Source organism: Weizmannia sp. FSL K6-3076, from assembly GCF_038007245.1.
Taxonomy (GTDB): domain Bacteria; phylum Bacillota; class Bacilli; order Bacillales; family Bacillaceae_C; genus Weizmannia; species Weizmannia faecalis.
Window position 1 is genome coordinate 1,431,131 of the sequence record NZ_JBBOWU010000001.1, and the last position, 25,041, is coordinate 1,456,171.

At 46.5% G+C, this 25,041-nt stretch carries 23 protein-coding genes; 14 read left to right on the forward strand and 9 right to left on the reverse strand.

All coding sequences use genetic code 11. The annotated features are described in order from the left end of the window. Positions 1 to 43: 43 nt before the first annotated feature. A complete protein-coding gene (locus NSS95_RS06580) occupies positions 44 to 1,840 on the reverse strand; it encodes a methyl-accepting chemotaxis protein (RefSeq protein WP_328229105.1) in 1,797 nt (598 codons plus the stop codon). 178 nt (positions 1,841 to 2,018) lie between these two features. Here NSS95_RS06580 and NSS95_RS06585 point away from each other — a divergent pair, with 178 nt between their 5' ends. The 7 genes from NSS95_RS06585 to NSS95_RS06615 all read left to right on the forward strand — a co-directional run bounded on the left by NSS95_RS06585 (position 2,019) and on the right by NSS95_RS06615 (position 7,644). Next, on the forward strand, positions 2,019 to 2,237 hold the full coding sequence (locus NSS95_RS06585; RefSeq protein ID WP_014098457.1) for a YozE family protein: 219 nt from the start codon (positions 2,019 to 2,021) through the stop codon (positions 2,235 to 2,237). Between the two features lie 86 nt (positions 2,238 to 2,323). After that, positions 2,324 to 2,965: a hypothetical protein gene (locus tag NSS95_RS06590; RefSeq protein WP_017550785.1), complete on the forward strand. Its 642-nt coding sequence runs from the start codon at positions 2,324 to 2,326 to the stop codon at positions 2,963 to 2,965. A gap of 101 nt (positions 2,966 to 3,066) precedes the next feature. Then, positions 3,067 to 3,246: a YozD family protein gene (locus tag NSS95_RS06595; protein ID WP_014098455.1), complete on the forward strand. Its 180-nt coding sequence runs from the start codon at positions 3,067 to 3,069 to the stop codon at positions 3,244 to 3,246. A 376-nt stretch (positions 3,247 to 3,622) separates the two neighbouring features. After that, positions 3,623 to 4,417, forward strand: coding sequence for a M15 family metallopeptidase (locus tag NSS95_RS06600; RefSeq protein WP_014098453.1), 795 nt, complete (start codon positions 3,623 to 3,625; stop codon positions 4,415 to 4,417). 70 nt (positions 4,418 to 4,487) lie between these two features. Beyond that, positions 4,488 to 5,981: a lmo1851 family serine protease gene (locus NSS95_RS06605; RefSeq protein ID WP_014098452.1), complete on the forward strand. Its 1,494-nt coding sequence runs from the start codon at positions 4,488 to 4,490 to the stop codon at positions 5,979 to 5,981. Positions 5,982 to 6,089: 108 nt separating this feature from the next. Next, the gene (locus NSS95_RS06610) at positions 6,090 to 6,527 is read left to right on the forward strand and encodes a MarR family winged helix-turn-helix transcriptional regulator (RefSeq protein WP_035185046.1); all 438 of its coding nucleotides are present in this window, start codon (positions 6,090 to 6,092) and stop codon (positions 6,525 to 6,527) included. 379 nt (positions 6,528 to 6,906) lie between these two features. Then, positions 6,907 to 7,644, forward strand: a complete 738-nt coding sequence (locus tag NSS95_RS06615) for a CAP domain-containing protein (protein WP_035185040.1) — start codon at positions 6,907 to 6,909, stop codon at positions 7,642 to 7,644. A 131-nt stretch (positions 7,645 to 7,775) separates the two neighbouring features. On the opposite strand, the gene NSS95_RS06620 is transcribed toward NSS95_RS06615, so the two are convergent. Then, positions 7,776 to 9,140 carry an MATE family efflux transporter gene (locus NSS95_RS06620; protein ID WP_328229106.1) on the reverse strand — a complete coding sequence of 455 codons (1,365 nt, stop codon included), beginning with the start codon at positions 9,138 to 9,140 and terminating at the stop codon, positions 7,776 to 7,778. A gap of 184 nt (positions 9,141 to 9,324) precedes the next feature. Here NSS95_RS06620 and NSS95_RS06625 point away from each other — a divergent pair, with 184 nt between their 5' ends. Both NSS95_RS06625 and dapF read left to right on the forward strand, forming a co-directional pair. Next, the gene (locus NSS95_RS06625; RefSeq protein ID WP_014098448.1) at positions 9,325 to 10,059 is read left to right on the forward strand and encodes a hypothetical protein; all 735 of its coding nucleotides are present in this window, start codon (positions 9,325 to 9,327) and stop codon (positions 10,057 to 10,059) included. A 63-nt stretch (positions 10,060 to 10,122) separates the two neighbouring features. Beyond that, positions 10,123 to 11,118: a diaminopimelate epimerase gene (gene dapF / locus NSS95_RS06630; RefSeq protein ID WP_014098447.1), complete on the forward strand. Its 996-nt coding sequence runs from the start codon at positions 10,123 to 10,125 to the stop codon at positions 11,116 to 11,118. A 58-nt stretch (positions 11,119 to 11,176) separates the two neighbouring features. Here the strand turns inward: dapF and NSS95_RS06635 are convergent, their stop codons facing one another. Beyond that, a complete protein-coding gene (locus NSS95_RS06635; protein ID WP_061577826.1) occupies positions 11,177 to 13,018 on the reverse strand; it encodes a DNA ligase D in 1,842 nt (613 codons plus the stop codon). Positions 13,019 to 13,108: 90 nt separating this feature from the next. On the opposite strand from NSS95_RS06635, the gene ku reads away from it, so the two are divergent. From ku to NSS95_RS06650, 3 genes are all read left to right on the forward strand, one after another. Then, positions 13,109 to 13,942 carry a non-homologous end joining protein Ku gene (ku, locus tag NSS95_RS06640; RefSeq protein WP_014098445.1) on the forward strand — a complete coding sequence of 278 codons (834 nt, stop codon included), beginning with the start codon at positions 13,109 to 13,111 and terminating at the stop codon, positions 13,940 to 13,942. A gap of 91 nt (positions 13,943 to 14,033) precedes the next feature. Then, a complete protein-coding gene (locus tag NSS95_RS06645; protein WP_035188555.1) occupies positions 14,034 to 14,681 on the forward strand; it encodes a phosphatase PAP2 family protein in 648 nt (215 codons plus the stop codon). Positions 14,682 to 14,894: 213 nt separating this feature from the next. Further along, positions 14,895 to 16,880, forward strand: a complete 1,986-nt coding sequence (locus NSS95_RS06650; RefSeq protein WP_017550794.1) for an LTA synthase family protein — start codon at positions 14,895 to 14,897, stop codon at positions 16,878 to 16,880. A 127-nt stretch (positions 16,881 to 17,007) separates the two neighbouring features. Here NSS95_RS06650 and NSS95_RS06655 read toward each other — a convergent pair whose 3' ends face one another. The 5 genes from NSS95_RS06655 to NSS95_RS06675 form a co-directional block, all read right to left on the reverse strand. Further along, the gene (locus NSS95_RS06655) at positions 17,008 to 17,577 is read right to left on the reverse strand and encodes a PadR family transcriptional regulator (RefSeq protein ID WP_026683490.1); all 570 of its coding nucleotides are present in this window, start codon (positions 17,575 to 17,577) and stop codon (positions 17,008 to 17,010) included. A gap of 187 nt (positions 17,578 to 17,764) precedes the next feature. Further along, entirely contained in the window at positions 17,765 to 17,923 is a 159-nt protein-coding gene (locus tag NSS95_RS06660; RefSeq protein WP_328229107.1) for a VOC family protein, read from the reverse strand. After that, positions 17,856 to 18,122: a VOC family protein gene (locus NSS95_RS06665; protein ID WP_328229108.1), complete on the reverse strand. Its 267-nt coding sequence runs from the start codon at positions 18,120 to 18,122 to the stop codon at positions 17,856 to 17,858. Before NSS95_RS06665 ends, NSS95_RS06660 begins: the two co-directional genes overlap by 68 nt. 271 nt (positions 18,123 to 18,393) lie before the next feature. Then, positions 18,394 to 20,463 carry a thioredoxin domain-containing protein gene (locus NSS95_RS06670; protein ID WP_328229109.1) on the reverse strand — a complete coding sequence of 690 codons (2,070 nt, stop codon included), beginning with the start codon at positions 20,461 to 20,463 and terminating at the stop codon, positions 18,394 to 18,396. Between the two features lie 90 nt (positions 20,464 to 20,553). Then, positions 20,554 to 21,816, reverse strand: coding sequence for an MFS transporter (locus NSS95_RS06675; protein WP_017550797.1), 1,263 nt, complete (start codon positions 21,814 to 21,816; stop codon positions 20,554 to 20,556). A 256-nt stretch (positions 21,817 to 22,072) separates the two neighbouring features. Here NSS95_RS06675 and NSS95_RS06680 point away from each other — a divergent pair, with 256 nt between their 5' ends. Both NSS95_RS06680 and NSS95_RS06685 read left to right on the forward strand, forming a co-directional pair. Continuing rightward, on the forward strand, positions 22,073 to 22,756 hold the full coding sequence (locus tag NSS95_RS06680) for a response regulator transcription factor (RefSeq protein ID WP_014098436.1): 684 nt from the start codon (positions 22,073 to 22,075) through the stop codon (positions 22,754 to 22,756). Further along, positions 22,753 to 24,183 (forward strand): HAMP domain-containing histidine kinase, encoded by a 1,431-nt coding sequence (locus NSS95_RS06685; protein WP_017550799.1) that lies wholly within the window; start codon positions 22,753 to 22,755, stop codon positions 24,181 to 24,183. The genes NSS95_RS06680 and NSS95_RS06685 overlap by 4 nt, the downstream gene beginning before the upstream one ends. A gap of 146 nt (positions 24,184 to 24,329) precedes the next feature. Here NSS95_RS06685 and NSS95_RS06690 read toward each other — a convergent pair whose 3' ends face one another. Beyond that, positions 24,330 to 24,779 (reverse strand): HSP20-like chaperone, encoded by a 450-nt coding sequence (locus NSS95_RS06690; protein ID WP_026683486.1) that lies wholly within the window; start codon positions 24,777 to 24,779, stop codon positions 24,330 to 24,332. Positions 24,780 to 25,041 lie beyond the last annotated feature (262 nt).

Here is a 25,041-nt window from a genome sequence, read left to right on the forward strand (position 1 = left end):
GAAAAGGCCCGGGGCTATGTCCCGGGCTTTTTCAGTGTGCCTTTTATATTTTAAAGTTTCCGATCAGCTTGCGCAGGTTTTCTGCCTGTTTTGATAACTCCGAGGCTGCGGCTGTGACTTCTTCCATCGATGCAGACCCTTCCTCGGTACTTGCTGCGGTCATTTCCGTATTTGCCGCGGTATTCATGGCAATCTTGCTGACGGCATCGAACGAATCGGCGACATCGACCGAAAGTTTTTGCGTTTTTTCAATTTGGGCGGCCATGTCAATAATGACATTTGTCGTTTCATTCGTTTGTTTTTGAATGACTTCGAGCGAGTGCATCGTTTCATTGGAAATTTGCACGCCGGAAGTAACCGCCTCTACCCCTTCCTGATTCTGGCCGATAATGGTGCTAATTTCTTTTTGGATCGAACGCACAATATTTGTGACTTCCTGGGCGGCAGACTGGGATTGTTCGGCCAGTTTTCTGACTTCATCTGCTACGACGGCAAAGCCGCGCCCGTGCTCCCCGGCCCTGGCTGCCTCGATTGCCGCATTCAATGCAAGCAAATTGGTTTGTTTGGCAATCCCGGTGATTGTCATAATGATCTTTGTAATATCATCCGACTTTTCACCGAGCGCCTCTACCGTTTTGCTCGTATTCGTCATGATCGCTTCAATGCTCTTCATTTTGCCGGACGTTTCCATAATGGATCGGCTGCCTTTTTCTGCGGATTCTTTCATATGGAGCGAAGCCTGTTTTACCGTTTCCGCTTGCCGGAAAAGCGTATCGACCACTTCTTCAAGCGACTTCATTTTCGACAAGGATGTATCCATCTTGGCAGAAGTTTGCTCGCTGTCTGCCGCGATTTCATTGGCTGTTTCCGCAATGGACTGGATCGTTTTCGATGTTTCTTCAGAAGAAGCGAGCAGCTCTTCGCTTGAGGCGGAGACACTTTCCGCCATCGCGGATACTTCTTTTACAAGCCGGGCAATGCCATCTATCAGCTGGTTTGTGTCTCTTGCCAGTTTTGCCAATTCGTCATTGGACGTCACTTCAATTCGCCTTGTCAAATCCCCGCCGGCATTTGCGATTCCCAAAATCGACCGGCTGATTTTTCTCGTGCTCGATTTGATGTTTTTCGTCAGGCTGATGCTGAGCATAACAGCCAGCACGATGGCAAGCAAGGAAAGGGTGACGGTTACGATCCGCGCAATCAGAACGGAACGATGCAAGTCGCCGATCCGGCTTTCTGATGCCTGTGTGGTACTTGCCAGCAAATCGTGGATGCTGCTTTTCAAATTTTTCATGTAGTCGGATGCCTGGGAATCCTTCACTTGTGCAACCGCTTCTTGTTCCGATCCGTACTGCCTCGCTTCGACAACCCGGTCAACCGTGCCTACCCAGAAATTATACGCTTCAGAAATTTTTTCAAGTTTTTTGCTCTGCAACCGGTCATCTTTCAGCATTTTTTGCAAGCGGCTTAACGTGCTGCTTGCTTCCTGCTTCTCCTGGTCATACGGCCGCAACGCAGCTTCATTTCCGGAAATGGCGTAATTCAGGGCGCCCGTTTCGATTTCGCCGGTCTGATTGAGCAGGCTCTGGACACGATCGTGCACGGCGAGATCATGCTGGACGACATGATTGATTTCATTCTCCAGCTCGCGCATGTTTATGTATGAAGTGACGGTTAATACAATGAGCAAGATGGTTAAAACCCCGAATGAAATCACAATTTTTCCCCTGATCGTCTGCAAATAATAAAGGGGAAGCCGATGCAGCTGGCGGTTCGGACGGGAATTTTTCCGTTTCTCGCTTTTTTGCTTTCTTTTTGCAAAAATGTTCCTTTTATTCAATCAAAAGCCCCTCCTTTTTACCCTGTGAACCGCAAATCATCATCTATATTTTAAACATGTTTTCTATCTTTTTCTAGTTTTTTGTAAAAACTTCCTCTTCCCGTAATGCCGCCCTTTCTACTTTACGCGGGGGAGACGATCCGCTATATTGGAGTAAAAATCATTTTGGGGGATACTTATGAAATCTTTTTACCAGTTTTTAATGAGATATAGGGATCCGCATCTCCGTGACGAGTTGACGGTTTTTGCCAATGGGGCATACAATGATCACAGTTTTCCGAAACATTCAACCAACTATCATGAAATCAGTTCCTATCTCGAATTAAACGGGCATTATATCCCGTCAATGTCGGTTTTTGATCGGGCATGGGAGATTTATAAAGGCGAAAGCAAATAACCGGCCGAAAATTGTGCTGTTCGCTTTTTCCGGAGCGCATGCATAGAATGAAGTAAAACGTGTTTCGTTTTCAAGGAGCATGAAAAATGGATGCAAAAGCGCCGAAGTTTCAAGTTGGAGATACAGTGGTCGTAAAAGTATACGGGACGGTGGGAAAAATTACGGCTGTGAGACAGCTGGAAGGAGGGTATTTCTATGTGGTCAATGACCGGGAAGGCCTCCTAGCCGAACAAAGCCTCGCCCGCCTGGAAGAATATGACGGGATTCTGTATAAGAAAGAGGAAGTCAATATAGAATTGAAATTTTTTATCGGGGATATTGTAAAAGTAAAAGGCTATGGCGGCGTTCTTTTTAAAATTGTTGGTTTCCGCACGGAGATTTGGCGGTATGCAGAAGATGCATGGGAAGATGTGATTTATGAAATGGTCAGCATTCCAAAGGGCGAATGGCTTGAAGCGGATGAAGAAGAACTTTTGTTAATCGCCGATGCCGGGCAGGCCGATTCGTTTGTCAGCCGTTATCAATTTTTTTACCCGATGAAAAGCAGCCCCCTGTACCAGCTTGTCACTTCCGACTTGAAAACGCAGGAAAAAATCGACCGCCTGCTCGATATGTATAATGATTATACGCTGCTGTTAAACCTGTTTGGTGATGAGGCGTACAGAGCCATGCTTGAGGCGGTCAAAATGCAAATCCAGGTTCTTTCGGCGCACGGCGGCCCGGATTAGTTTAGCGGGTTTGGCATATCAGACCGTACGGGGACATATTTATATCAACAAACAGAACAAAACGCGGGGTGGCTGCGGGATGAAAAAAGGGGGCGTTTTTAATGGAGAATATGGATGTTTATATTGATACAGAGGAAATCGCCGCATTCTTTTTTAAAGAGCTCGTGAAAAGGGGATTTGCGCCCCGTGAAGAAGAACTGGACGAAATTGCCGATATCACTTTTGAATACTTGCTTGCAAAAAGCATCATAGACGAAGAATATGAAGACGATTCCATATGAGGCGATCCTGTTTGCAGGCCGTACAGGGAAAGGTGCAGCATCGGTATCCGGGACAGCCTTTTTCGGTCCCGCACGAAATAGCACTTGATGTCCCGTTGAATTTGCCTTAAAATAAAGAGAGAAATCGCAGGGGGAGAAACCTGCGATTTTTTTTGGCAAAGGAGCGGGATGCGGACGGTTGTGCGCTTAACGGGAATGTGCTTGCTTTTTCCGTCGCAGAAAGATCTGGATGGGGCATTCATGCCGCTTCTTTTGCAGTTCCGGCTCAAAATGGGGGCGAGCATCCATTTTGGGACAGAAGCCCATGCCGCAGTGAACGCGGTACCGGTAGAAGGATCAAAAGCACAAATTTTTTAGGATAGAGAAAGGTGACAACATGAGAAAATATGTATATACCGGCCTTGCCGCGATTTTTTTGGCCGGCTGCAGTGTAACAAACGGAAACCAGCCGGAAACGGGCGCCCATAAAAGTACCGCGCCGGCGAAACCGGCCCACACGGATACCGCGAAAAAAACCGGTTCCGGTTTGGTGCTTGATGCAAAATATTTTAACAAAATCAAAACGGTTAACGGGAAAAAAGTGATCCAGAATCCGGACAATATTTTGGCGCTTGTCAATAAAAACTATATTCTCGGGGATTACAAACCGAAAGACCTCGTCCGGCCGAATGTCCGCTTTTCATTTGGCGACGAAAGAATCGAAAAAAGCTATATGCGGAAAGAAGCAGCCGCGGCGCTTGAAAAAATGTTTGCCGCCGCCGAGAAGGACGGCATTGAATTATATGCCGCTTCCGCATACCGGTCGTATAACCGCCAGAAAGCTGTGTATGCGGCAGAAGTGCAAAGTTCGGGGGAAGAACATGCAGAACAGGCGGTTGCCATCCCGGGGTCGAGCGAACATCAGACCGGTCTCGCCGTTGATATTACAAGCCAGACCGCCCATTTCCTTCTCTCACAGCAAATGGGGAAGCAGAAGGAAGGCATCTGGCTTGCAAAACATGCACATGAATACGGGTTTATTTTAAGGTATCCGAAAAACAAAGAAAACATTACGAAATATGAGTACGAGCCCTGGCATTTCCGGTATGTCGGAAAAGAGGCGGCAGCCGTCATTTACAAGCACGGCTGGACGCTTGAAGAGTATTTCGAACATGTACATAAGGCTGAATAAATCCTGGGCTCTTTTATTAAAAAGAAAAAGCTGGTAGAATAAAGAAGTTAGAAATCGGGAGCTATGACTTTTGGAAAACGGCATGAAAGTGGTGAAGCCTTTGGACGATGAGAAAAAACAGACGGAATCCGGCCAGGAAGAACAAACCGGTTATATCCGTATGAAAAAATTTAAATTTGTCATGCTTTTGTTTTTCGTGATTTTCATAACAGCCGGCATTACGACCGCTGCCTTTGCGTTCGGCGACCAAAAAGCCGTCAACGTGACGACTGTCAACCGGCCGGAGTTTGACAAACTATATAAAGCATATGACAGCATCCAGAAAAAATATTACACAAAAGTAAAACAGAAGACGCTTGTCGACGGGGCCATTAACGGAATGGTGGAATCGCTCAATGACCCGTATTCTGATTATATGTCAAAAACCGAAGCATCAGACTTCAATAACACCATTTCTTCTTCTTTTGAAGGAATCGGTGCGGAAGTGGAAGAAAAAGACGGCTATATTGTGATTGTTTCGCCGATTAAAGGTTCCCCGGCCGAAAAAGCCGGCCTGAAGCCGAACGATAAAATACTCGCGGTTGACGGCAAAAGCGTCCATGGCATGAGCGCCAATGAAGCGGTCATGTTGATCAGGGGCAAAAAAGGGACAAAGGTGACACTCACGATCCAGCATGTCGGATCGAAAGACGAAACGAAAGTGACCTTGACACGCGACACGATCCCGGTCAATACGGTTTATGCGAAGATGTTGAAAAACGGGGTTGCCCATATCCAGATTACGACATTCTCAGACGGCACATATAAAGAATTCAAGGCGGCCGTTGAGAACATGAAAAAGCAAGGAATGAAGTCGATGATTGTCGATGTGCGTCAGGACCCGGGCGGATTGCTTGACCAGGCTATTAAAATTGCGAATATGTTTGTGCCGGAAGGGCGTACGATCCTGCAAACGGAAGACCGGAACGGCTCCCGGGAGAAATATGTGGCAGAAAGTGGCACGAAAATAACGGTCCCGGCGGTTGTGATGATCGACGGCGGCAGCGCGAGCGCTTCTGAAATTTTGGCGGCCGCACTGAACGAATCGGCAGGCATTCCGCTTGTCGGCGAAAAATCATACGGCAAAGGCACCGTGCAGTCTGCTGAAAAATTCAACGACGGATCGATTTTAAAATTCACCGTCCAAAAATGGCTGACACCAAATGGCAGCTGGATCCATAAAAAAGGGATTGAGCCGGATGAGAAAGTGTCGCTTCCGGATTATGCCAAACTTCCGGTGATCGGAACAGATGCAGAATTGAAACTGTATTCGGTCTCGGAAGATGTAAAGACGGCGGAAAAAATGCTAAAAGCACTCGGTTACAATCCGGGCAGGGTTGACGGGTACTTCGACTGGAATACAAAAACGGCTGTCGAAGCTTTCCAAATGCATGAAAAAATGCAGCCGACAGGCATCATTAATGGCGATACGGCAACAAAACTGATGTCTGAAATCAGCAATCTTATTACGCGGCATGATACGCAGCTCAAAAAAGCCGAAGAAGTTGTCCAAAAAGAAAAATAGCAAAATAAGCCGGGAGCAAATCTCCCGGCTTATTTTATGCAATCCCATGCACGAAAAATGATATAATAAAGTCAGGAGATTCGCTGTCCCATATGAGAAAGGAAAGGAATGGGAGTGTTGGAGACAAAAGATACAGTTGATCTGGAATTCATCTTCCGTAGAATATACCGAAAAATTAAAGAAGAACTGCATAGCTTGTTAAAAGAGCATGTGACGCTTAACGAATTTATGGTGTTAAAACTTTTATCGGAATCTTCGATGCGTTCATCCGATTTGTCGAAAATACTGCAAGTTTCCGCCAGCCATATTACTTCTGTAACCGATTCACTCGTGGAAAAAGGGCTGATTGAGCGGAAAAGATCCAATAAAGACAGACGTGTGGTCGATTTAATTTTAACGGAAAAAGGAAAATCGTTAATCAGTCAGTTGAAAGAAACCAAATCTCAGTTTCTAAAAGACCAGCTGAACGTTTTTACGGAAGAAGAACGGGAAACATTGTACAGGCTGTTCCGGAAGTTTGAAGATCGCCTCAATCAAATGCACTGATATGAAAACGCGCCCATATACACAAAAAGCGCCCTGAAGCCGCAAGCCCGGCTTCGGGGCGCTTTTTTTAAATGAATGTGGCAGCATGCAACATTTAAGAAAAAAATGTAACAATACCCGCCCGTTTTCCGCCTTGTCAACCCTGAAATCCTTCCATCTTTTGGATATTTAAAAAGACGGTGCCAATGTGTGAAATGATAGGAAATTCGCACGATGCATGGAAACCTTTGATACAGCTGGCTTTTTCATTTTCAGTTTGCAAGCAGGCCCCTGCTTTGCTGCTTGTTCTATTTTCTCCCAGAAATATTACAAAAATCGTATGTTATGATTCTATTGTGTACGAGAGAGAAACCAACGAAAACGAGGGAGGACATCATTGATGAAAAAGGCCATGTTCACAACAGCAGCAGCACTTGCACTGATCCTTGCACCGGCAGTTTCCGGCAAGGCGGGGGCAGCCTCAAACGAAACAAACTGCAGCCCGAAAACGGTTGTTCAACATGAATACAAGTTTCATAGCATGCAGGAATTGGAGAACTGGTTAAAGCAGCATAACATCCGTTTTTCTTTTAAACCGGCAACCAATCAAACGGCTTCAAACAACGCAGGCAAAACGAACCAGACAACGGCAGCACCAAAGCAATCGGCACCGGAACAAACAGCAGCACCAAAGCAATCGGCATCAAAACAAACTTCAACGCAACCGGCAGGCAGCACGCAGTCCCAGGCTGCCAACACGTTAAACGCCTATGAAAAACAAGTGGTGACCCTTGTAAACGAAGAACGGGCGAAAAACGGCCTTGGCGCGCTGAAAATTGATACGGCTTTGAGCAAAATGGCACGCGTCAAATCGAATGATATGGCAACCCATAAATATTTTGACCATACAAGCCCGACTTACGGATCTCCGTTCGATATGATGAAGCAATTCGGGATCTCGTATCAATATGCCGGTGAAAACATCGCAATGGGCCAGCAAACACCGCAGGAAGTCATGAATGCATGGATGAACAGCGAAGGCCACAGGGCGAATATTTTAAATAAAAACTTCACCCATATCGGCGTGGGCTATGTTGAAAACGGCCATTACTGGACACAAGAGTTTATTGGAAAATAAATTGCTTATCGCAGCCTCTTTTACGGGGGCTGCTTTTTTGTACGCACTTTTTGAAACGTCACTTGCGGAAAACGGGTCCACTTTCCTGTACGCTGGTCCATCTGCCGGATGTGCCCCGCTTGCGCCAAACCTTATCCATTCTTTTTCAGCAAATCTCCGGCTTTTTGCTGGATATAATGCAAGCGCCCTAAAAGTGTTACCGCACCTACAGCAAGGCCTGTGATCAGTCCGATCCAGTAGGCAAACGGGCCGAGGGCGGTGACGGCATCCAGCAAATATCCGAGCGGAAGCCCAATAACCCAATATGAAACAAACGTCATAATGGTCGTAATCCGGACATCTTTATACCCTCGAAGCGCACCTTGCACCGGCGCCTGAACCGCATCTGACCATTGGAAAAAGATGGCATACAGCAAAAAATGTCCGGTTAACCGGATGACAGCCGGATCATCACTGTAAAACGCTGCAACTTGTTCATGGAATAAGTAGAGCAACAGCCCGGTCAAGGTGGCGATCACAACAGCGGTTATAAGCCCGATTGTGCTGTACTGGCGGGCGTCTTGAAATCTTCCGGCCCCTGCTTCAAAACTGACAAGAATCGTCATTGCAAGCGAAATGCTGAGCGGAAGCATGTACAAAAGCGATTCAAAATTCATGGCGGCCTGATGGGAAGCGATTGTGTCAGTGCCAAATTTGCTCATGAACAATGTCACAACCGAAAAAATGCTTGATTCAAAAAAAGTCGACAACCCCATCGGGATCCCAAGCGCCAACAGCGCTTTCCAGCTGCGGAACGAAACCGGGTAAAACGTGCGGAACAGCCGCATTTCAGCAAAACGTGGCAAACGCATAAGCACAAGGATTGCAATCAACAAGATAAGCCAGTAGGTGATGGCACTCGCAACGCCGGCACCTGCCCCGCCAAGCTGCGGAAATCCGGCATGCCCGAAGATGAACAGAACATTCAATCCAATATTGATGGGCAGCGCCAACAGTGTGATCAACATTGATATTTTTGTCAGCCCGGTTGCATCAATCAGCGAGCGGCAAACCTGGTAACAGAACAACGGAATCAGCTCGAAAGACAGGGCAAATAAAAACCGATGCGCGACCCTCTCCACATGCGGCGCTAAATCCATCCGGCCAAGGACCGGCCCAATCACCAGCCCGCCTGCAAACAGCACCAGTACGGCCATACAGACGGCGACGTAAAGGCTCTGGATAAATGTACGGGGGATTTCATCCGTGTTTTTGCTGCCGATCAAATGGGAAATGATCGGGGTAACCGCCTGTAAAACCGTTCCAAGCCCGGTTGAAACGGGGAACCAGAGGGATGCGCCGATCGCAACACCGGCCAGATCGGCTTTGGAAAAATGGCCGGACATCGTTGTATCGAAAAAATTCATGAGCAGCATCGCAAGCTGGGTGATGAGAATCGGCAGAAATAAATGCCAAAGCTGTGCGATTTTTTCTTTTAAGGTAAAGGTTTGTTTCATGTTCATTCCCCCAACTTTTCCACGGACTCCAAAAAATTATAACATATTCATTTTTCGGGCCGCCATGGATAGCCTGCCATGAAGATGGAAATGCCCGGCGAAAGATTTGCAAACCCGTAAAACCATCATGATTTATAAAAAGTCTCATATAATAGAGTGACCAGACAAAAACGGGAGAGTCTGTATGGAGCTGAAAAAAACCTATTCGACGTTGTCTCACATGTACCTGTGTCAAACCGTTATTCTTGCATGCGGCCTTTCCGCATTTTGTCTCACGCTGATGTATATCGGGCGCGGCGGCATGTTCAACTGGCTGATTTTGGCCGTCTGGCTGTTCATTCTCTACTTTGCTGCGCGCTATTTCTACTATCAAAAGATAGAAGAAAACATATCCGGAGAAAAAGGGGAGGAAGAAAGACAAGCGGACAGCGGGCAGTACTTGATCCAGTTTCCGCCCGGTGCAAAACTCTCGGTGCAGCTTTATGATGGAAGCGGCCGCTTAGGGTGGCTGCTTGAGGAAAAAGCTTTCAGACAACAAATCCGGTATTTCCGCCTTGAACGGGGAGCGGGCGCCACATTTAGCGCCACGGTCCGCAAACGGCAAAATTGGGAAATCAGCATCGGGTTTCCGGCATATGAACGGTTCTTTTCATTAAAAAGAGCAAAGGGAAAAGAAATGATATTTGAAAACGGCAGCCGGACTTGTGCGATCCGGAAAAATGGAAACCATGATTTGGAATTTTACCGGGACGAACAACTTTTAGCAGTGGTGTCACGCGGCGTGATGCCGGTGAGCTGGCAGCAGAAGTTTCCGCTTAATGCACCGGTACTTACTTTTATACGGGGGACGGAAGAAGACGAAGTACTCGTCATCGCACTGCTCGCCTTTTTTTACAGGCATAATAAATATTTCGTGTAAAAAAAAAGAAGAAATGATACAATTTTTGTAAGAATAAAGAAAGAAAAAGAGAGGAAATCCATCATGCATGTGAAACTGATTAAATGCCACGGCTCAGGCAACGATTTTTTGCTGATCGATGAAACGGAAATCTCTGCGCCATTAACGGACGACATCCGCAAAAAAATGGCTCTGTCATTTTGCCGGCGCGATGCCGGGCTCGGGGCGGACGGCCTGCTCTTTGTGTCGGAAAGCCAGCAGGCAGACGCAAAAATGCGGGTATTCAATGCGGACGGTTCCGAGGCGTCCATGTGCGGGAACGGCCTGCGCTGTGTTGCGCGGTACGTATCCGAAAAACGCGGGAAAGACGATCTGTTAATTGAAACGATGAAAGCAAATCTATATGCCCGCAAAGCAGAGCCCCTATTGGACGGCATCCCAACGTTCCGGGTCGAAATCTCGCCTGTCTCCTTTGACTTGAACAAACTGCCGATGCATATTGATAAAGAAGTGCTCATCAATGAACCGGTTAAGGCCTTGTCGGAAGATTTGTCGTTTACAGCAGTTGCGGTGCCGAATCCGCATCTGATCGCCTTTGTCGAAAATGAAGGATTCCGGTCTGATACGCAAAAAACATTGTCCGAGTATGTGAACGGACCAAATGATATCTTTCCGGACGGCGTGAATGTCAGCTTTGCCAAACCGATTGGTGAAAATGGCTTATACGTCCGCACGTTTGAACGCGGCGTCGGTTTTACAAATGCGTGCGGAACGGCGATGTCCGCTTCAAGCCTTGTGGCCTGCCTGTTAAGATTGCGCCCGTTCGGTGAAATGATCGACGTGTTCAATAATGGCGGTAAAGTACGGTGCTTTGTCCAAAAAATTGAAAAAGAAGGGGAACCGGCATACACGATTGACCTGATCGGTAATGCCACCTATTTATACGAAACCGCTGTTTCTTTTGACGATGGGCACCCGGAACAGTTCCGGATTGCAGAAAAAAAGGATTTCGGCGAACAGAAGCTGTATCAAAAGCTCGAAACCCATGCAAAAGAAACGGTAGAGAAAGCATTGGCTTAAAATTTTCGTCTCCTGTAAAAGGGAGGCGTATTTTTTTCGATTGGAAAGCTGCGCCAAACTATATGGGGCGCCCTTTGTTCTGCTTTAAAAATGCAAGTACCGGGGCAAAAGGCTGGCCGCTTTTGCAGGCAAAGAATCGCGCAAACGGGCAGCCGTACCGGTTCACACGCGAAAGGACCGTTTCAATAGTAAAGTCATACGGCGAAAGCGACGCGTTTACTTCTTCCCAGAAAAGCGGCGCCGCCACAAGCGCATCCTCATGCCCGCGCATCGAATAAGGTGCAATGATCGTTTTTCCTTCCGCATGCTGGACGAAATCAACATATAATTTTCCGCCCCGTTTTTTCTTCATCCGTTCGATTGTAAAATGTTCAGGCGATTTCGAAATGAAATAAGCAGCCATAAATTCCGTGAACAGCCTTGTATCTTCCCATGAGAACTGCCTGTCCGGCAATGGAATGTAGACTTGCAGCCCTTTATTTCCAGAAATTTTGACAAAGCTCTCCAAATGAAGGGCATCCGTCACCTGTTTTAACAGCAAAGCCGCTTCTACTGCAAGTTGAAACGCATCCCGGGAAGGGGGGTCAAAATCAAATACAATCTCACTGACGAAACGGCTGTTTACGGTCTGAAACGGGATATGGTATTCCACCGCTAGCTGGTTTGCGAGCCACATCAGTGTTTTTAAATGGTTGCAGACAATATACCGGATGTCTTCATGCATAGCCGTATCCACAAAAGCGGGCGCATAATCGGGGCAGTTTTTCTGGTAAAATGCCTCGCCGAAGACGCCGTGCGGGTAACGGATGACGGTCAAAAGCCTGTCCGAAAGAAACGGCAGCATAAAAGGAGAAATTTCCCGCATATAGGCAAGAAAGTCGAGCTTTGTCACATGGCGCTTTTTCCATAGCGGTTTATCCGGATGCGTCACTTCCACTTCTTCCGGAATGGCGGCGTTACGGAGCCTGAAATCTTCAAACGTGCAGGCATCCGGCGAAAGGTCAAAGCGGAAGCGGTGGAAATGCGGTTCCCGCAGATTGGCGCCGTCCCATTCCAAATAAAATATCTCGACGCAAATCGAAGGATCGATCGTGTAGACGCCGTTTTCATTGTTTGTGGCATTTTTCCTGACCGCTTCTGTGAGGATTTGTTTTTCGTCCGGATTCATGCTGAAAAGAAACTGGCCGATTGGAAAAATGTCGCCATCTTTAAACACTGCGACATCGAAATACCCGTTTTTCTCGTCGTAAGCCGTAATAAAGCAGGCGGCTGTCTTCCAATTTTTCACTTTTATCCATGTTTCAACTCGTTTTCCCGCTTCCCACTTGCTGTCCGTTTGTTTTGCGACAATGCCTTCACTGTTAAAATTTTTCACCGTCTCTTTTAAGACGGATGCGTCACGGGTGAACGGGATTTGCTGAACCCGTGCCGTTTCGCCCGGGGCGGGGGAGAGCGGCAGCGCGAGCGTTTCACATAAGTTTTCCAATGCTTTTTTTCGCTGCAAATACGGTTTGCCGGCCATATCCTCTCCACCAAGCATGAGCAAATCAAATACGAGATAATGGGCGGGGCGCATTTTCGCCTGCTCTGCAGCTGCTTCAGCTTTCATCCGCCCGCGGCGTTGCAGCTCCCCAAAGCCAGCTTTATACGGATTTTCAAGCAGCACAAGTTCGCCGTCAAGCCGTAACGGAAGCTGCCCTTTTACACGGCCTTCAAGCGTTTGCAAAAAGGTGCGGATTTCCGGAAACCGGGGCAGCAAATCTTTTTCGTTGCGGCTCCATAACCGCATGCCGTCTTCTGTCCAGTCGAGGATCGCGCGATAACCGTCATATTTAATTTCGTATACCCACTTTCCTGTATCTGGCAGAGACCATTTTAAAACCGGCAACATCGGTTTCATTTCGAGCACCCTTTCTTTTTCCAAAAGTTGAAGTACATAGCGGGGTGGATTCGTACATATATTATCTTCAAAAAGCGAGGCGTTTCATTCATGCATACGATGTGGAAAGGCACGATCAGTTTCGGACTCGTCAATATCCCGATTAAACTGCATGCCGCAACGGAAGATAAAGATATCAAATTGCGTTCCCTTCATAAAAAATGCCATTCCCCGATCCGGTATGAAAAGGTTTGTCCGGTGTGCGAGGAAGAATTGGACGCAAAAGAAATCGTAAAAGGATACGAAATCGCGAAAGGAAAGTTTGTCGTATTGGAAGAGGAAGAACTGGAAGAACTGCGCAAACAGACAGAAGAAAAAGCAGTGGAAATTATGGATTTTCTTGATATGCGGGAGATCGACCCGGTCTATTTTAACCGGAGTTATTACATGTCCCCGAATGAAGGGGGCGTAAAAGCTTACGGCTTGTTGCGGAAAGCGTTGACCGAATCAGAGAAAGTCGGACTTGCCCGGATTGTTATGCGTTCAAAGGAGCAGCTCGCCGTTATCCGCGTGTATGAAAACACGCTTTTGATGGAAACGATCCATTACCCGGATGAAGTCCGGAAAGCATCTGACGTTCCGAATGTGCCGCAAGATGATGAAGTCTCGAAAAAAGAAATTGAGACGGCAATTTTGCTGATTGATCAGTTAACGACATCGTTTGAGCCTGAAAAATATACGGATGCATACCGGTCAAACCTGATGGCTTTAATTGAATCGAAACGGACCGGAAAAAAACTCGTCACGGCAAAAGTAAAAGAACCGGAAAACAATGTGACCGACCTGATGGCGGCGCTCCAGGCTTCCATCGACAGGGCAAAGCCGGCAAAAAAACCGGCAAAAAAACCAAAAAAAGCGGCCAAAACAAAGGCAAAAGAAGCGTAAAAACCGGGCGGTACCGGATAGCACGGGGAATGCCGGAAAATTTGCCGGAAAGCCTCCAATATGGTAAATTATTTCATATTGGAGGTTGATGATGAAAAGGCAGACGATTGTGCAATGGGTGTTCGTTTTACTGGTGCTTTCCTTCTGCACCTGGATTTTTTTTGAAATCGCCGGTCACTTCAACCAGGCGGAGATCCGGCATTTTGACCTTCCGATTATCTCATTTGTCCAGGGGAATATTTCCGGCCGGCTAACGAGCGTGATGCTGGCTGTTACCTTTCTCGGATCTGTAAAAGGGGCGGCGGCGGTCACCCTCTTTCTTTCCCTTGTGCTCTGGATCAAAAAATACCGTACACTAAGCCTTTATCTCGCTGTATCTGTCGCGCTTGGAGCCGGGGTTTTTAACACCATATTAAAATACATATTCAAGCGCCAGCGTCCCGATATTATGCGTGTCGTCCAGGAAACGGGTTACAGCTTCCCAAGCGGGCATTCGATGGGATCCATGATTTTATACGGCTGCCTCGTATTGATCCTGTTCCGCATTGCGAAACGCCGGTGGGTGAAGGTCGCGGGGACGCTGTTTGCCCTTTTATTGGTGCTTGCCATCGGCATTAGCCGCATCTATTTAGGGGTCCACTACCCGAGCGACGTTGCCGGAGGATATGCGGCCGGCCTTGTTTGGGTCATTTTATCTGCGCTTGCGTTGAACTTGTTTGAAAGAAAATTGAAATTGTAATAAAATATGGTGGAAATAAAAATATTTGGCGGTGGGTATGCGGAATTCCGGCGCGGACAGCCCCGCTTGGCCGGAAAGGGCTGCCCAGGGGCTGGAAAAGCCGTTGATGAGCGCTTGCTTTTTTTTAAAATTGTATTACAATATGTTGGTATGAATAAATGAAGCGTCCTGAAATTGTTGCCGGAGAGTTTGGCAATTGGGAGGGAATACTGAATGAAGATCTCGTTTAACCAGATTAAAAGTTTGCTAAATAAAAAATACGCCCTGTACTTTCTCATGGTTTTATTGTTCTGGGTAAAAACTTATATTGTCTATAAAGCGGAATTCAATCTGGATCTGCAAAACGGCATGCAGAAATTTTTGCTTGCCATCAATCCCATCAGCTCGGCACTGTTCTTCTTTGCGCTTGCGCTTTTCTTTAAGGGACGCGGCCGGATCATTGCAATGACTGTGATTGACGTGCTTTTGTCTGTTTTGCTGTACGCGAATGTATGCTATTACCGTTTCTTCAATGACTTCATTACGCTGCCGGTTTTGTCGCAGACGAAAAACTTCGGCGACCTCGGCGGGAGTGCAGCTGCATTAATGAAGCCTTATGATATTTTTTACTTTTTTGATACGATCATCCTCATTGCCTTGATTGCAACGAAAACCGTCAGGGCCAACGCAGGGAAAATCAACCGCCGCTCGCTTGCCGGGCTGATGATTGCCGCGATTGCATTTTTCATTTTTAATCTCGGGCTTGCCGAAGCGGACCGCCCGCAGCTTTTAACGCGGACTTTTGACCGTAGCTATATCGTGAAATATCTCGGTATGTACAATTACACGCTTTATGATGCGATCCAGACAACAAAATCGTCTGCACAGCGGGCGATGGCTGACAGCAGTGACGTGAGCGATGTGGAAAACTATGTGAAAGCGAACTATACCGAGCCGGACAGCAAATATTTCGGCGCGGCAAAGGGTATGAATGTCATTTACGTTTCACTTGAGTCGTTCCAGAACTTTTTGATCAATTACAAATTGGACGGCAAAGAAGTCACACCGTTTTTAAACTCGCTGACAAAGGATAAAAACACCTTTTATTTCGATAACTTTTTCCACCAGACAGGCCAGGGGAAAACGTCTGATGCCGAATTTATGATGGAAAACTCGCTGTTCCCGCTGCCGACGGGGTCTGTATTTACGACGAAAGCACAAAATACGTACCAGGCAGCACCTGCCATTCTTGGCCAGAAAGGCTATACATCGGCTGTTTTCCACGGAAACTATAAGACTTTCTGGAACCGTGACGAAATGTACAAATCGTTCGGCTATGACCGTTTCTTTGACGCCAAGTATTACGATATGAGCGACAAAAATACGTTAAACTACGGGATGAAGGACAAACCTTGGTTTAATGAATCGATGCAGTATTTGACCAAATTGCCGCAGCCTTTCTATACGAAGTTTATTACGCTTTCAAACCACTTCCCGTTTCCATTGGATGAAGAGGATGCTGACTTCCCGAAAGGCAATTTCGGTGATAAAACCGTTGATAACTATTTCCAAACCGCCCATTATCTGGATGAAGCGATGCAGCAGTTCTTTACCTATTTGAAGGAATCCGGGCTTTATGACCATACCGTGATTGTCATGTACGGCGACCATTACGGCATTTCGGAAAATCACAATGCGGCAATGGCGAAAGTGCTCGGTGTCCCTGAAATTACGCCATATTTGAACGCGCAGCTGCAAAGGGTGCCGCTGTTTATCCATGTTCCGGGCGTAAAAGGCGGGATCAAGCATACGTACGGCGGTGAAGTCGATGTAATGCCGACGGTGATGCATTTGCTTGGCGTTGATACAAAAGACTACATCCAGTTCGGGTCTGATCTTTTGTCCAGCCAGCATCGCCAAGTTGTTCCGTTCCGTAACGGCGATTTTGTCACCAATAAGTACACGCAAGTATCCGGAACGCTTTACGACAATGCGACCGGTGAAAAAGTCAATCCAAAACTTGGCAAAAATGATGAAAAGATTGCAAAAGAGATGCTGAATCTGTCTGATAAAGTGGTATACGACGACCTGCTCCGTTTCTACACACCAAAAGGTTTTACGCCGGTGAACCGGAACAAGTACGATTATTCCTTTGATCAGACGGATATGAGTGGGTTGCCTGAAACCTCCATTCCGGATTCAGCCAAAAAGAATAAATAAAACAAACAACCCCCGGTGAATCAACCGGGGGTTGTTTGTTGTGCCGTGCAAAAAGGATATTGTGAATGCATCATTCCGGCTTTTTTATGGGTTTGCACAAGTATGTCCGGCTTTCCGTTTTCACGCTTTATTCAAGCCCTTGTCTATTCTCACGATGTTGATGGATTAATTGTAATACCCACTTTTCGTCAAAACGGAGCTTTTCTAACCGGTGTCGGAAAAAGGTCAGGATATACTGCTGTTCTTCCTTGGGAATCCGTTTATCCCCTCCCGCATAAGCCAACCGTTCTTCCTCATGGCGGATTTCATAACGCAAGTAATCTTTATATTGATGCAAAATTAAAAACTGCACTTCCTCACTGACCAGACCAAAATTTTTGAGCTTCATATAAAAATGCAGTTCATAATCCGGTGAGTATGGAATCGGTTCTTCCATCAGCCGGAAAAACCGGATTTTACCTTCATCTGTAAGTTTGTAAATCTTTTTCTTTTTTCCTTTTCCCCGCCGAGCGCCCTCCGGTTGTTCTTCGGGGACCTGCTCGATCAGACCGTCTGCAAGCATGCTGTGAATGAGTGGATAAAGCGCCCCCCAGCTGATTTTTCGTGTGGGGCCCACAATTGCGTTCAAAATTTGATGCAGCAAATAGCCGTGCATCGGGTTGTTCATCAATTCGCCAAGTATGAACAATTCGTTCAAGCGAACGTCTCCTTTCCGTCTAACTGCCTTTTTATGGAACAAGGGATGCTGAACCATGAATATCCAACAAACAGACTCTCGCCATATAATTGTGGGAAGATGGTGCAACGGGAAGCGCCGGGATTCCGCTTAACCTGTCTGGCGGCTGCCAAGTTGGCATGGATGACATTTGAAAGCCGCCTCTTTTTTAATGATCAGATACTAAGTAAAGGGTATTGCCGTCAGGGTCATTGAAGTGTACGACCTGGGCTGCCTTCCCTTCAACATAATCATGGAATTTAACACCATGGGATTTCAATGTCTTGATGGCTGCCTCTAAATCCTGCACCACAAATCCAATCGACATGCTTTCTGATTTTGCCGATTGGGCATTCCGCTCTCCGGTAGGTAAGATGCAGGAGCCCAATCGTCAATCTCGGTGCTTCGATCTGTACAAAATGATCGTCCATTTCGCCCTGCAGCTTCAATCCAAGGGTTTCGGTGTAAAATTGAACGGTTTTTTTTAAATCCGCTACCGTAACTGTTACATTCGCACTCGTAAACATGATATTGCCTCCTTCATAGATTTGGTCGCTTTTATTATATCAAAAATTTATAATGTGTAAACATGTTTTTTTGATATAAAAAATTGGAAGAAAGAAGATGAATGGAAAATGCAGGAAGATAGATTTAACGGCAATCAGAAAATGGTGCTTATTTCAAAAAGGGATTATCCTAGCAAAGCAAACAGAGCATCATCATAGTTCCGGGCAACTGTTCATTTTCTGCTCCCCGTATGTAATAAAAAAAGGAAGGCATCCACCTTCCATGCATAAATCATTTTTTAAAAAGCAAATCCAGTGCAGTTTGAAAATCATTTGTCGGTTGATTGCAGCTGAAGTTTTCACAGACATAAATGGTTGGTTGTCCGTTTATCATGGCATAATCTTCAATAAAGGAAGCGATTTTGGAGAGTTTCGCCTGTTCACGCCTTTTTACCACCATGACGGAAATGCCAGGGTAGAAGTTCTTCTGTATATGGTTAATGAAATCAACAACTTCTTTTGTTTCATCATCCATCACGATCACGACTTCTTTTGTTGCCTGCTGTGCGTACATCACAGCCTGCAGCATCATGGCGTGGGCAGTGGGTTCATCATCGATATCCTTGCTGAAGGCCTGAAACAATTGCTGGACTTTTTCTTCCAACGTAAAATCCCCAGTCAGTTTCGAAAGCCTTAACAACTGGCAGGCTGCAACACTGTTCCCGGAAGGTAGTGCCCCGTCATAAGACTCCTTTTGCCTGACGAGCAATGGTTCATCGTCGTTTCCGCTAAAGAAAAAGCCTCCTCCATGACCATCCCAAAATAAATCGATCATATTGCCGGCCAGTTTTTTTGCTTCCGCCAAATAAAAAGGGGCAAAAGTGGATTCGTACAGTTCCATATATCCCCACAGGAGAAAGGCATATTCGTCTATAAAACCTTTATTTTTTACTTCGCCATCGCGGTATCTCACCATTACACGGTCATTTTGAATCAAGTTGTCCCTGATAAAAGAAACCGCTTTTTCTGCAGCCTGCACATAGGATGGTTGATGAAAAACACGCCCTGCTTTTGCGAGCGCTGCAATCATTAAGCCGTTCCATGCCGTTAAAATTTTATCATCGCGGAACGGGCGTACCCGCTTTTCCCGGTGTTGAAACAAGCTTTGCCGTGCCGTTTCTAATTTTTCTGCGAGCGCCGCGGGAGAAATCCCTTCTTTTTTTGCAATTGATTCTAAATGCGTTGTAATCTGGTTCGGGATATTTTTTCCTTCGAAATTTCCCTGCCCGGTAATGCCGTATGCCTGGCAAAAGAGCGTGCCCAACTGTTCCCCCAGCACATCTTTTACTTCTGCAGGCGTCCACACATAAAACTTTCCTTCCTTACCTTCTGAGTCGGTATCTTCCGCGGAATAGAACCCGCCATCCGGATGGGCCATATCACGCAGCACATACGTGATGATTTCTTCCGTTATTTTTTTGTACTGGGCATTTTTCGTCATCCGGAAAGCATCGGTATAGGCCAGCACAAGCAGCGCATTGTCATAAAGCATTTTTTCAAAATGTGGCACCAAAAATTTTTCATCAACGGAATAGCGGGAAAAACCGTAACCAATATGGTCATAAATCCCCCCGCGCGCCAGCCCGTCCAATGTTTTGGTTGCCATCGCAAGCGCATCCCGGTTTTCATAAAATTTGGCATACATCAGTAAAAATACGAGTGAATGCGGCATTGGAAATTTCGGCGCCTTTCCAAAACCGCCGTAGCGGGGATCAAAACCTTGTTTGTAAGCTTGGAAAGCGCGCCCGATCGTTTCTTTTGTTAAAGCCGTTTGTTTCCCTTTTTCCCGGCTTGCCTCGAGCGCCTGTTTGACTTGTACCCCTACATCCTTGATACGGTCCGGATTTTCGGTATACTGCTGCGATAAATAAAGCAACACTTCTTTAAAACCGGGCATCCCATACCGGCTTTCCCGCGGAAAATAGGTGCCGGCATAAAAAGGGACCTTTTCAGGCGTCAAAAATACACTCAACGGCCAGCCGCCCTGTCCAGTCATCATTTGGCAAACAAGCATATAGATGGCATCAATATCCGGCCGCTCTTCCCTGTCAACCTTAATCGCCACGAATTTCTCATTCAAGATCCGGGCTACCTCTTCGTTTTCAAAAGACTCTCGTTCCATCACATGGCACCAGTGGCAAGTCGAATAGCCGATGGAAACAAAAACCGGTTTGTTTTCCTGCTTCGCTTTCGCAAAAGCGTCTTCACTCCACGGATACCAGTCAACCGGATTACGGGCGTGCTGCAGCAAATAAGGCGATTTTTCATGGATTAACCGATTGAATCGTCTGTTTTCAGCCAAAGCATTCCCTCCTTCTTTCTTTCAGTTTCTTCGTCATCAGTTTACCTGAAACGGTAAGGCGCTACAAATGATATCGCACAGCTCCAAAATTTAGGCAGGGGAAGAGGCTTCGGCGCGTGATTTGTCCGGTTTCACCGCCACAAATGTAAGTCCTGCCGCCACCAGGCAGAAACCGGCCATGATCACCATGCTGATCTCAACCCGCCCTTTCATAAAATTGGCCATAAATAACGGACCTGCCGCCACGCCGATGTAGCGCATAGAACTGTAAATGGCGCTGATCGTTCCGCGGACTTCTTTTTCAATCGACTGATTAATCAGCGCATCCAAAGGCGTAAGGGAGGCGCCGATTCCAATTCCGCAAATGAGAAAGGTCCCTATTAAATAGAAAAAACGGTCCGAAAAAGTGATCACGAGCACGGAGGCTCCGGTAATGAGCACGCTGGAGAAAATAATCCATTTCATCAGTACCATGTTTTCTTTAATGATTTTCCCGGTTATAAAGGAAGAAAGGCACAATGCCGCAAGCGGGACGGCCAAAATAAACCCTTTCTTCACGCCATGGTAGCCGTACTGGTCTTCCAGATTGGACGACAAATAAAACAGCACCGCAAACAAAATAAACATCACGATGGCCCCGATCGCAAATACGGCCGACAGCCAGCGCCAGTGCTTTCGGAACACCTTTTTCGTATTCCCTATAAATGCTTTGATTCCCGGCCCCTGTTTTTCGTGTGCCGGCCTTTTGACAAGAAACAAAACAGACAGGATAGAGATCAGGCAAAAGACAGGGATGGCCGCAAAAGGCAAAAACCAGATCAATCCTGCCAAGAAGGATCCGAGAATCGGGCTCAATACTTTTCCAAACGTATTGGCCGTTTCAATAATGCCGAGGGTGGTGCTCACATCCCGGTTGCGGTGGAACATATCACCGACAAGCGGCAAAACGATCGGTGCTGCGCCGGCCGTCCCAACGCCCTGCAAAGTCCGGCCGATCAAAATAAGGGAATACGGGTGATCAAGTTGCCAGGCCGCGTATGCCGAAATCGCCCCTCCTATAGCCGTAATCGCAAGTGACGGGATAATGACCATTTTTCGGCCGTATCTGTCCGATAAAAATCCGGCAACCGGAATAAGGAAAATGGCGACAATTGAATAAAAGGTGATAATATAGCTGGATTGGACTTTGGTGATGCCCAGTTTGTCCTCCATGAGGGGAAGGACCGGAATCAACATTGAATTCCCCAGTGTCATAATCAGGGGAATGGACGATAATGCAACAATCGCCCATCTTTTTTGATGGATTTCATTGTTTTTATCGGATAAAGGTGTGTTCGTTGTCAAATGATCCATTGTCTGTATTTTCCTTTCTTCTTCTCAATGTCAGCACTCTTCTTTACTACTATCTGCCCAACCGGAGACATTTATGAATGGAAAAAACGGGTTTTCTTTCTCATCATTTTTTAACAAACCATTCATATCTTTTTCTTTTCATTCGGTTAGCATATAAGAAAAAGCGGATTCTCCTTGATCATGCGCTGTCCGGAGCTATAATAAGGGCAGCGGAAAAGAAAGAGTTCCGGCAAAAGAACTTCGAGGGGGAATCATCATGAAACGGATATTACTGGTGGAAGATGAAAAAAATCTGGCCCGTTTTATTGAGCTGGAGTTAAGGCATGAAGGATACGAAGTGAAAGTGGCGTATGACGGACGGGAAGGGCTGCAGTCGGCTTTGGAGGAGGATTGGGATGTGATTCTCCTTGATTTAATGCTGCCGAAACTGAACGGCCTTGAAGTATGCCGCCGCTTACGACAGGAAAAAGAAACACCGGTCATCATGATTACCGCCCGGGACAGCATTATGGACCGGGTATCCGGGCTTGACCACGGGGCGGATGATTATATTGTCAAACCATTTGCGATTGAAGAATTGCTCGCAAGGCTAAGGGCCATTTTCAGAAGGATGGAGTACGCCGAGCCCAAAAAAGCAGCGCTAACAACGTACAAGTTCCGTGACCTTGTGCTGGAAAAAGAAAGCCGGCTTGTTAAAAAGGCAGGAAAAACCATTGAATTGACAAAACGGGAATACGACTTGCTGCTTACGCTTTTGGAAAATAAAAATATTGTCATGACCCGGGAAGCACTCCTGAACAAAGTATGGGGATATGAAACCGAGGTCGAAACGAATGTTGTCGATGTGTATATCCGGTACTTGCGCAATAAAATTGATACAGAAGGCGAAGACAGCTATATTCAGACAGTGCGGGGGACAGGATATGTGATGCGCGAATGAGAGCGGTAAAACACTGGCTGCAAAAAAGTTCCTTGAAAGTAAAATGGTCCGTTGGCGCAAGTATTGCGATCTTTTTAACGTTTCTGATTTTCGGTTTTTTCCAGTATACGCTGATCAGCAGATGGCTTTTGCATGAAGAGGCGACTTCGGTGTCCGAGGCGCTGGATGATTTGAACAACAAGGGGGAAAACATCGATGACATTTTATCGAACCGGACGCTCTTTCAGCAGGTGCTGGAAAAAGACCAGTCGATCCGGATTATCAATGCGGACGGAAAGGAAATGCTTGTCGTAAAAAGCATTCATTCCACCGATGCAAAAGTGCCGTTTGTGCCGGTGAACGAAAAACGGGTCAGCCTGATCCGCGCGGGCAATCATCAAATTTTAGTCGGAAGGAGCCCGTTCCGCTCCCAATCGTTCAACGGCTATATTGAAGTGATCTATCCTTTATACCGGTATGAAAATTTAATGCGGAATGTTCTGTTTGTCATGATGGTCGCCGGATGCGTGGGCTTGCTTTTGAGTGCTTTTCTCGGGTTTATGATGGCAAAAAATTTCCTCAAACCGCTGAAAAAGCTCTCTTCCACGATGCAAAGCATCCGCAAAAAAGGATTCCAAGAACGGATGGAGCCGAGCGCCTCTAAAGACGAAATGGGGGAATTGACCAATATTTTTAACGATATGATGGACCAAATTGAACAGTCGTTCCGGCAGCAGAAACGGTTTGTCGAGGATGCTTCCCATGAATTAAGGACCCCCGTCCAAGTGATGGAAGGGCACTTAAATTTGTTAAACCGGTGGGGGAAAAATGACCCTGCGATTCTTGAAGAGTCGCTCCAGGCTTCGCTGCAGGAATTAAGCAGAATGAAAAAACTGGTGGAGGAACTGCTCGATCTTTCGCGGGCGGAAGAAGCCAAAATATTGGCCAATGAGGAAAAAGCAGATCTTTTGGCGGTCACAGAAAGGGTGATCCGCAATTTTAAAATGATCCATCAGCAGTTCGACTTCAATTTTCAATATGATCCCAATCAGGCCTATGACATCCAAATGAGCGAGAACCATCTTGAGCAGGTGCTGATCATTGTATTTGATAATGCGATAAAATATTCCGACCGCATTTATAAAGTCGATATCCGCCTCAAGCAGGAAAAGGGGAGGGCCATGTTAACGGTAAAAGATTACGGCATCGGGATCCCGAAAGAAGATTTGCCGCAAATTTTCCACCGCTTTTACCGGGTGGATAAAGCAAGGAGCCGCGCAAAAGGCGGGAACGGACTCGGGCTCGCCATTGCCAAACAACTGACTGAAGGATATTCCGGCACGATAGAAGCAGCGAGCGAGGTTGGTAAAGGGACCGAGATCCGGTTTACATTCCCCCTTGTCGCAAAACAAAAAACAGGTGGAAAAGAGGGCGTTTCGAAAAAATGAAACGTTCTTTTTTCTTTTTAAAGAAAAGGTGCAGGGCCGTGTCTGGCAAGGTGCCCGCCTTTCGCCCGTGATGGGTAAGTCTTTTGATACGCAAAAAACGGGAACTGTCAGAACCAACTGTAAGTTTTATCGAGAAGGCAGAGCCGTTAAAAATCAATGCCGACTTCTGTCATTTCATGTTCGCTTTTTTTCAGGAGCCGGATTTCCAGGATGCCATCCCGGTATTTTGCGGTCGTCCCTTTCCTGCGTACCGGGGAAGGCAGCCGTATCACCTGTTCCGAGTCCGGTTTTGGAAATGATTTTAACATGACTTGAAGGGAAGTGTGGAAGATTTTTAAGCCTGTGAGCATGCTTTCCTCCTGGACAGGGACGCGGATAAAAATAAAATCCAGTGTTTCAAATATTTCTATAGACGGGGCGCCCGTATCCGGGGAAGAGGGAGCCGGATCATCGGCCCCGTCCCCCTTTTTGAACGCGGCGCCCCATTCGTCCCATTGAGAAAGGGCTTGGTTGATATGTTCCTGTACAGGCGGAAACGGCATATTCATCATCTTGAAGATCTCTTCGGTGAACGGAAACGTTTTCCATGGGAACATTTTTCTGCTCCTTTCTGCAACGGGGATATAATAAAATATGCGGTTTTGAACAATCAGGTGAGGCAAATGCAGCATCACTTTCCGGAAAAAAAACAGAATGAATCACTATTCATGCAAATTTTTAAAAATAAGAGTTTTTAACTTTATCTATTACGCTTACAGTGCTAAAATTGAGTTTGTAAGCGTTACAGCTTTCAAAATTCTTTATCGTTACATAATTTCATGGTTCCGTTTTGGTATCCGCCAGACGAAATCATACGAA

What these genes read in the sequence shown, in the direction of transcription:
- NSS95_RS06585 (WP_014098457.1), top strand. Translation starts at nt 2,019, where the DNA reads ATGAAATCTTTTTACCAGTTTTTAATGAGATATAGGGATCCGCATCTC.
- NSS95_RS06590 (WP_017550785.1), top strand. Translation starts at nt 2,324, where the DNA reads ATGGATGCAAAAGCGCCGAAGTTTCAAGTTGGAGATACAGTGGTCGTA.
- NSS95_RS06595 (WP_014098455.1), top strand. Translation starts at nt 3,067, where the DNA reads ATGGAGAATATGGATGTTTATATTGATACAGAGGAAATCGCCGCATTC.
- NSS95_RS06600 (WP_014098453.1), top strand. Translation starts at nt 3,623, where the DNA reads ATGAGAAAATATGTATATACCGGCCTTGCCGCGATTTTTTTGGCCGGC.
- NSS95_RS06610 (WP_035185046.1), top strand. Translation starts at nt 6,090, where the DNA reads ATGGGAGTGTTGGAGACAAAAGATACAGTTGATCTGGAATTCATCTTC.
- NSS95_RS06615 (WP_035185040.1), top strand. Translation starts at nt 6,907, where the DNA reads ATGAAAAAGGCCATGTTCACAACAGCAGCAGCACTTGCACTGATCCTT.
- NSS95_RS06620 (WP_328229106.1), bottom strand. Translation starts at nt 9,140, where the DNA reads ATGAAACAAACCTTTACCTTAAAAGAAAAAATCGCACAGCTTTGGCAT.
- NSS95_RS06625 (WP_014098448.1), top strand. Translation starts at nt 9,325, where the DNA reads ATGGAGCTGAAAAAAACCTATTCGACGTTGTCTCACATGTACCTGTGT.
- dapF (WP_014098447.1), top strand. Translation starts at nt 10,123, where the DNA reads ATGCATGTGAAACTGATTAAATGCCACGGCTCAGGCAACGATTTTTTG.
- NSS95_RS06635 (WP_061577826.1), bottom strand. Translation starts at nt 13,018, where the DNA reads ATGAAACCGATGTTGCCGGTTTTAAAATGGTCTCTGCCAGATACAGGA.
- ku (WP_014098445.1), top strand. Translation starts at nt 13,109, where the DNA reads ATGCATACGATGTGGAAAGGCACGATCAGTTTCGGACTCGTCAATATC.
- NSS95_RS06645 (WP_035188555.1), top strand. Translation starts at nt 14,034, where the DNA reads ATGAAAAGGCAGACGATTGTGCAATGGGTGTTCGTTTTACTGGTGCTT.
- NSS95_RS06650 (WP_017550794.1), top strand. Translation starts at nt 14,895, where the DNA reads ATGAAGATCTCGTTTAACCAGATTAAAAGTTTGCTAAATAAAAAATAC.
- NSS95_RS06660 (WP_328229107.1), bottom strand. Translation starts at nt 17,923, where the DNA reads ATGTCGATTGGATTTGTGGTGCAGGATTTAGAGGCAGCCATCAAGACA.
- NSS95_RS06665 (WP_328229108.1), bottom strand. Translation starts at nt 18,122, where the DNA reads ATGTTTACGAGTGCGAATGTAACAGTTACGGTAGCGGATTTAAAAAAA.
- NSS95_RS06675 (WP_017550797.1), bottom strand. Translation starts at nt 21,816, where the DNA reads ATGGATCATTTGACAACGAACACACCTTTATCCGATAAAAACAATGAA.
- NSS95_RS06680 (WP_014098436.1), top strand. Translation starts at nt 22,073, where the DNA reads ATGAAACGGATATTACTGGTGGAAGATGAAAAAAATCTGGCCCGTTTT.
- NSS95_RS06685 (WP_017550799.1), top strand. Translation starts at nt 22,753, where the DNA reads ATGAGAGCGGTAAAACACTGGCTGCAAAAAAGTTCCTTGAAAGTAAAA.
- NSS95_RS06690 (WP_026683486.1), bottom strand. Translation starts at nt 24,779, where the DNA reads ATGTTCCCATGGAAAACGTTTCCGTTCACCGAAGAGATCTTCAAGATG.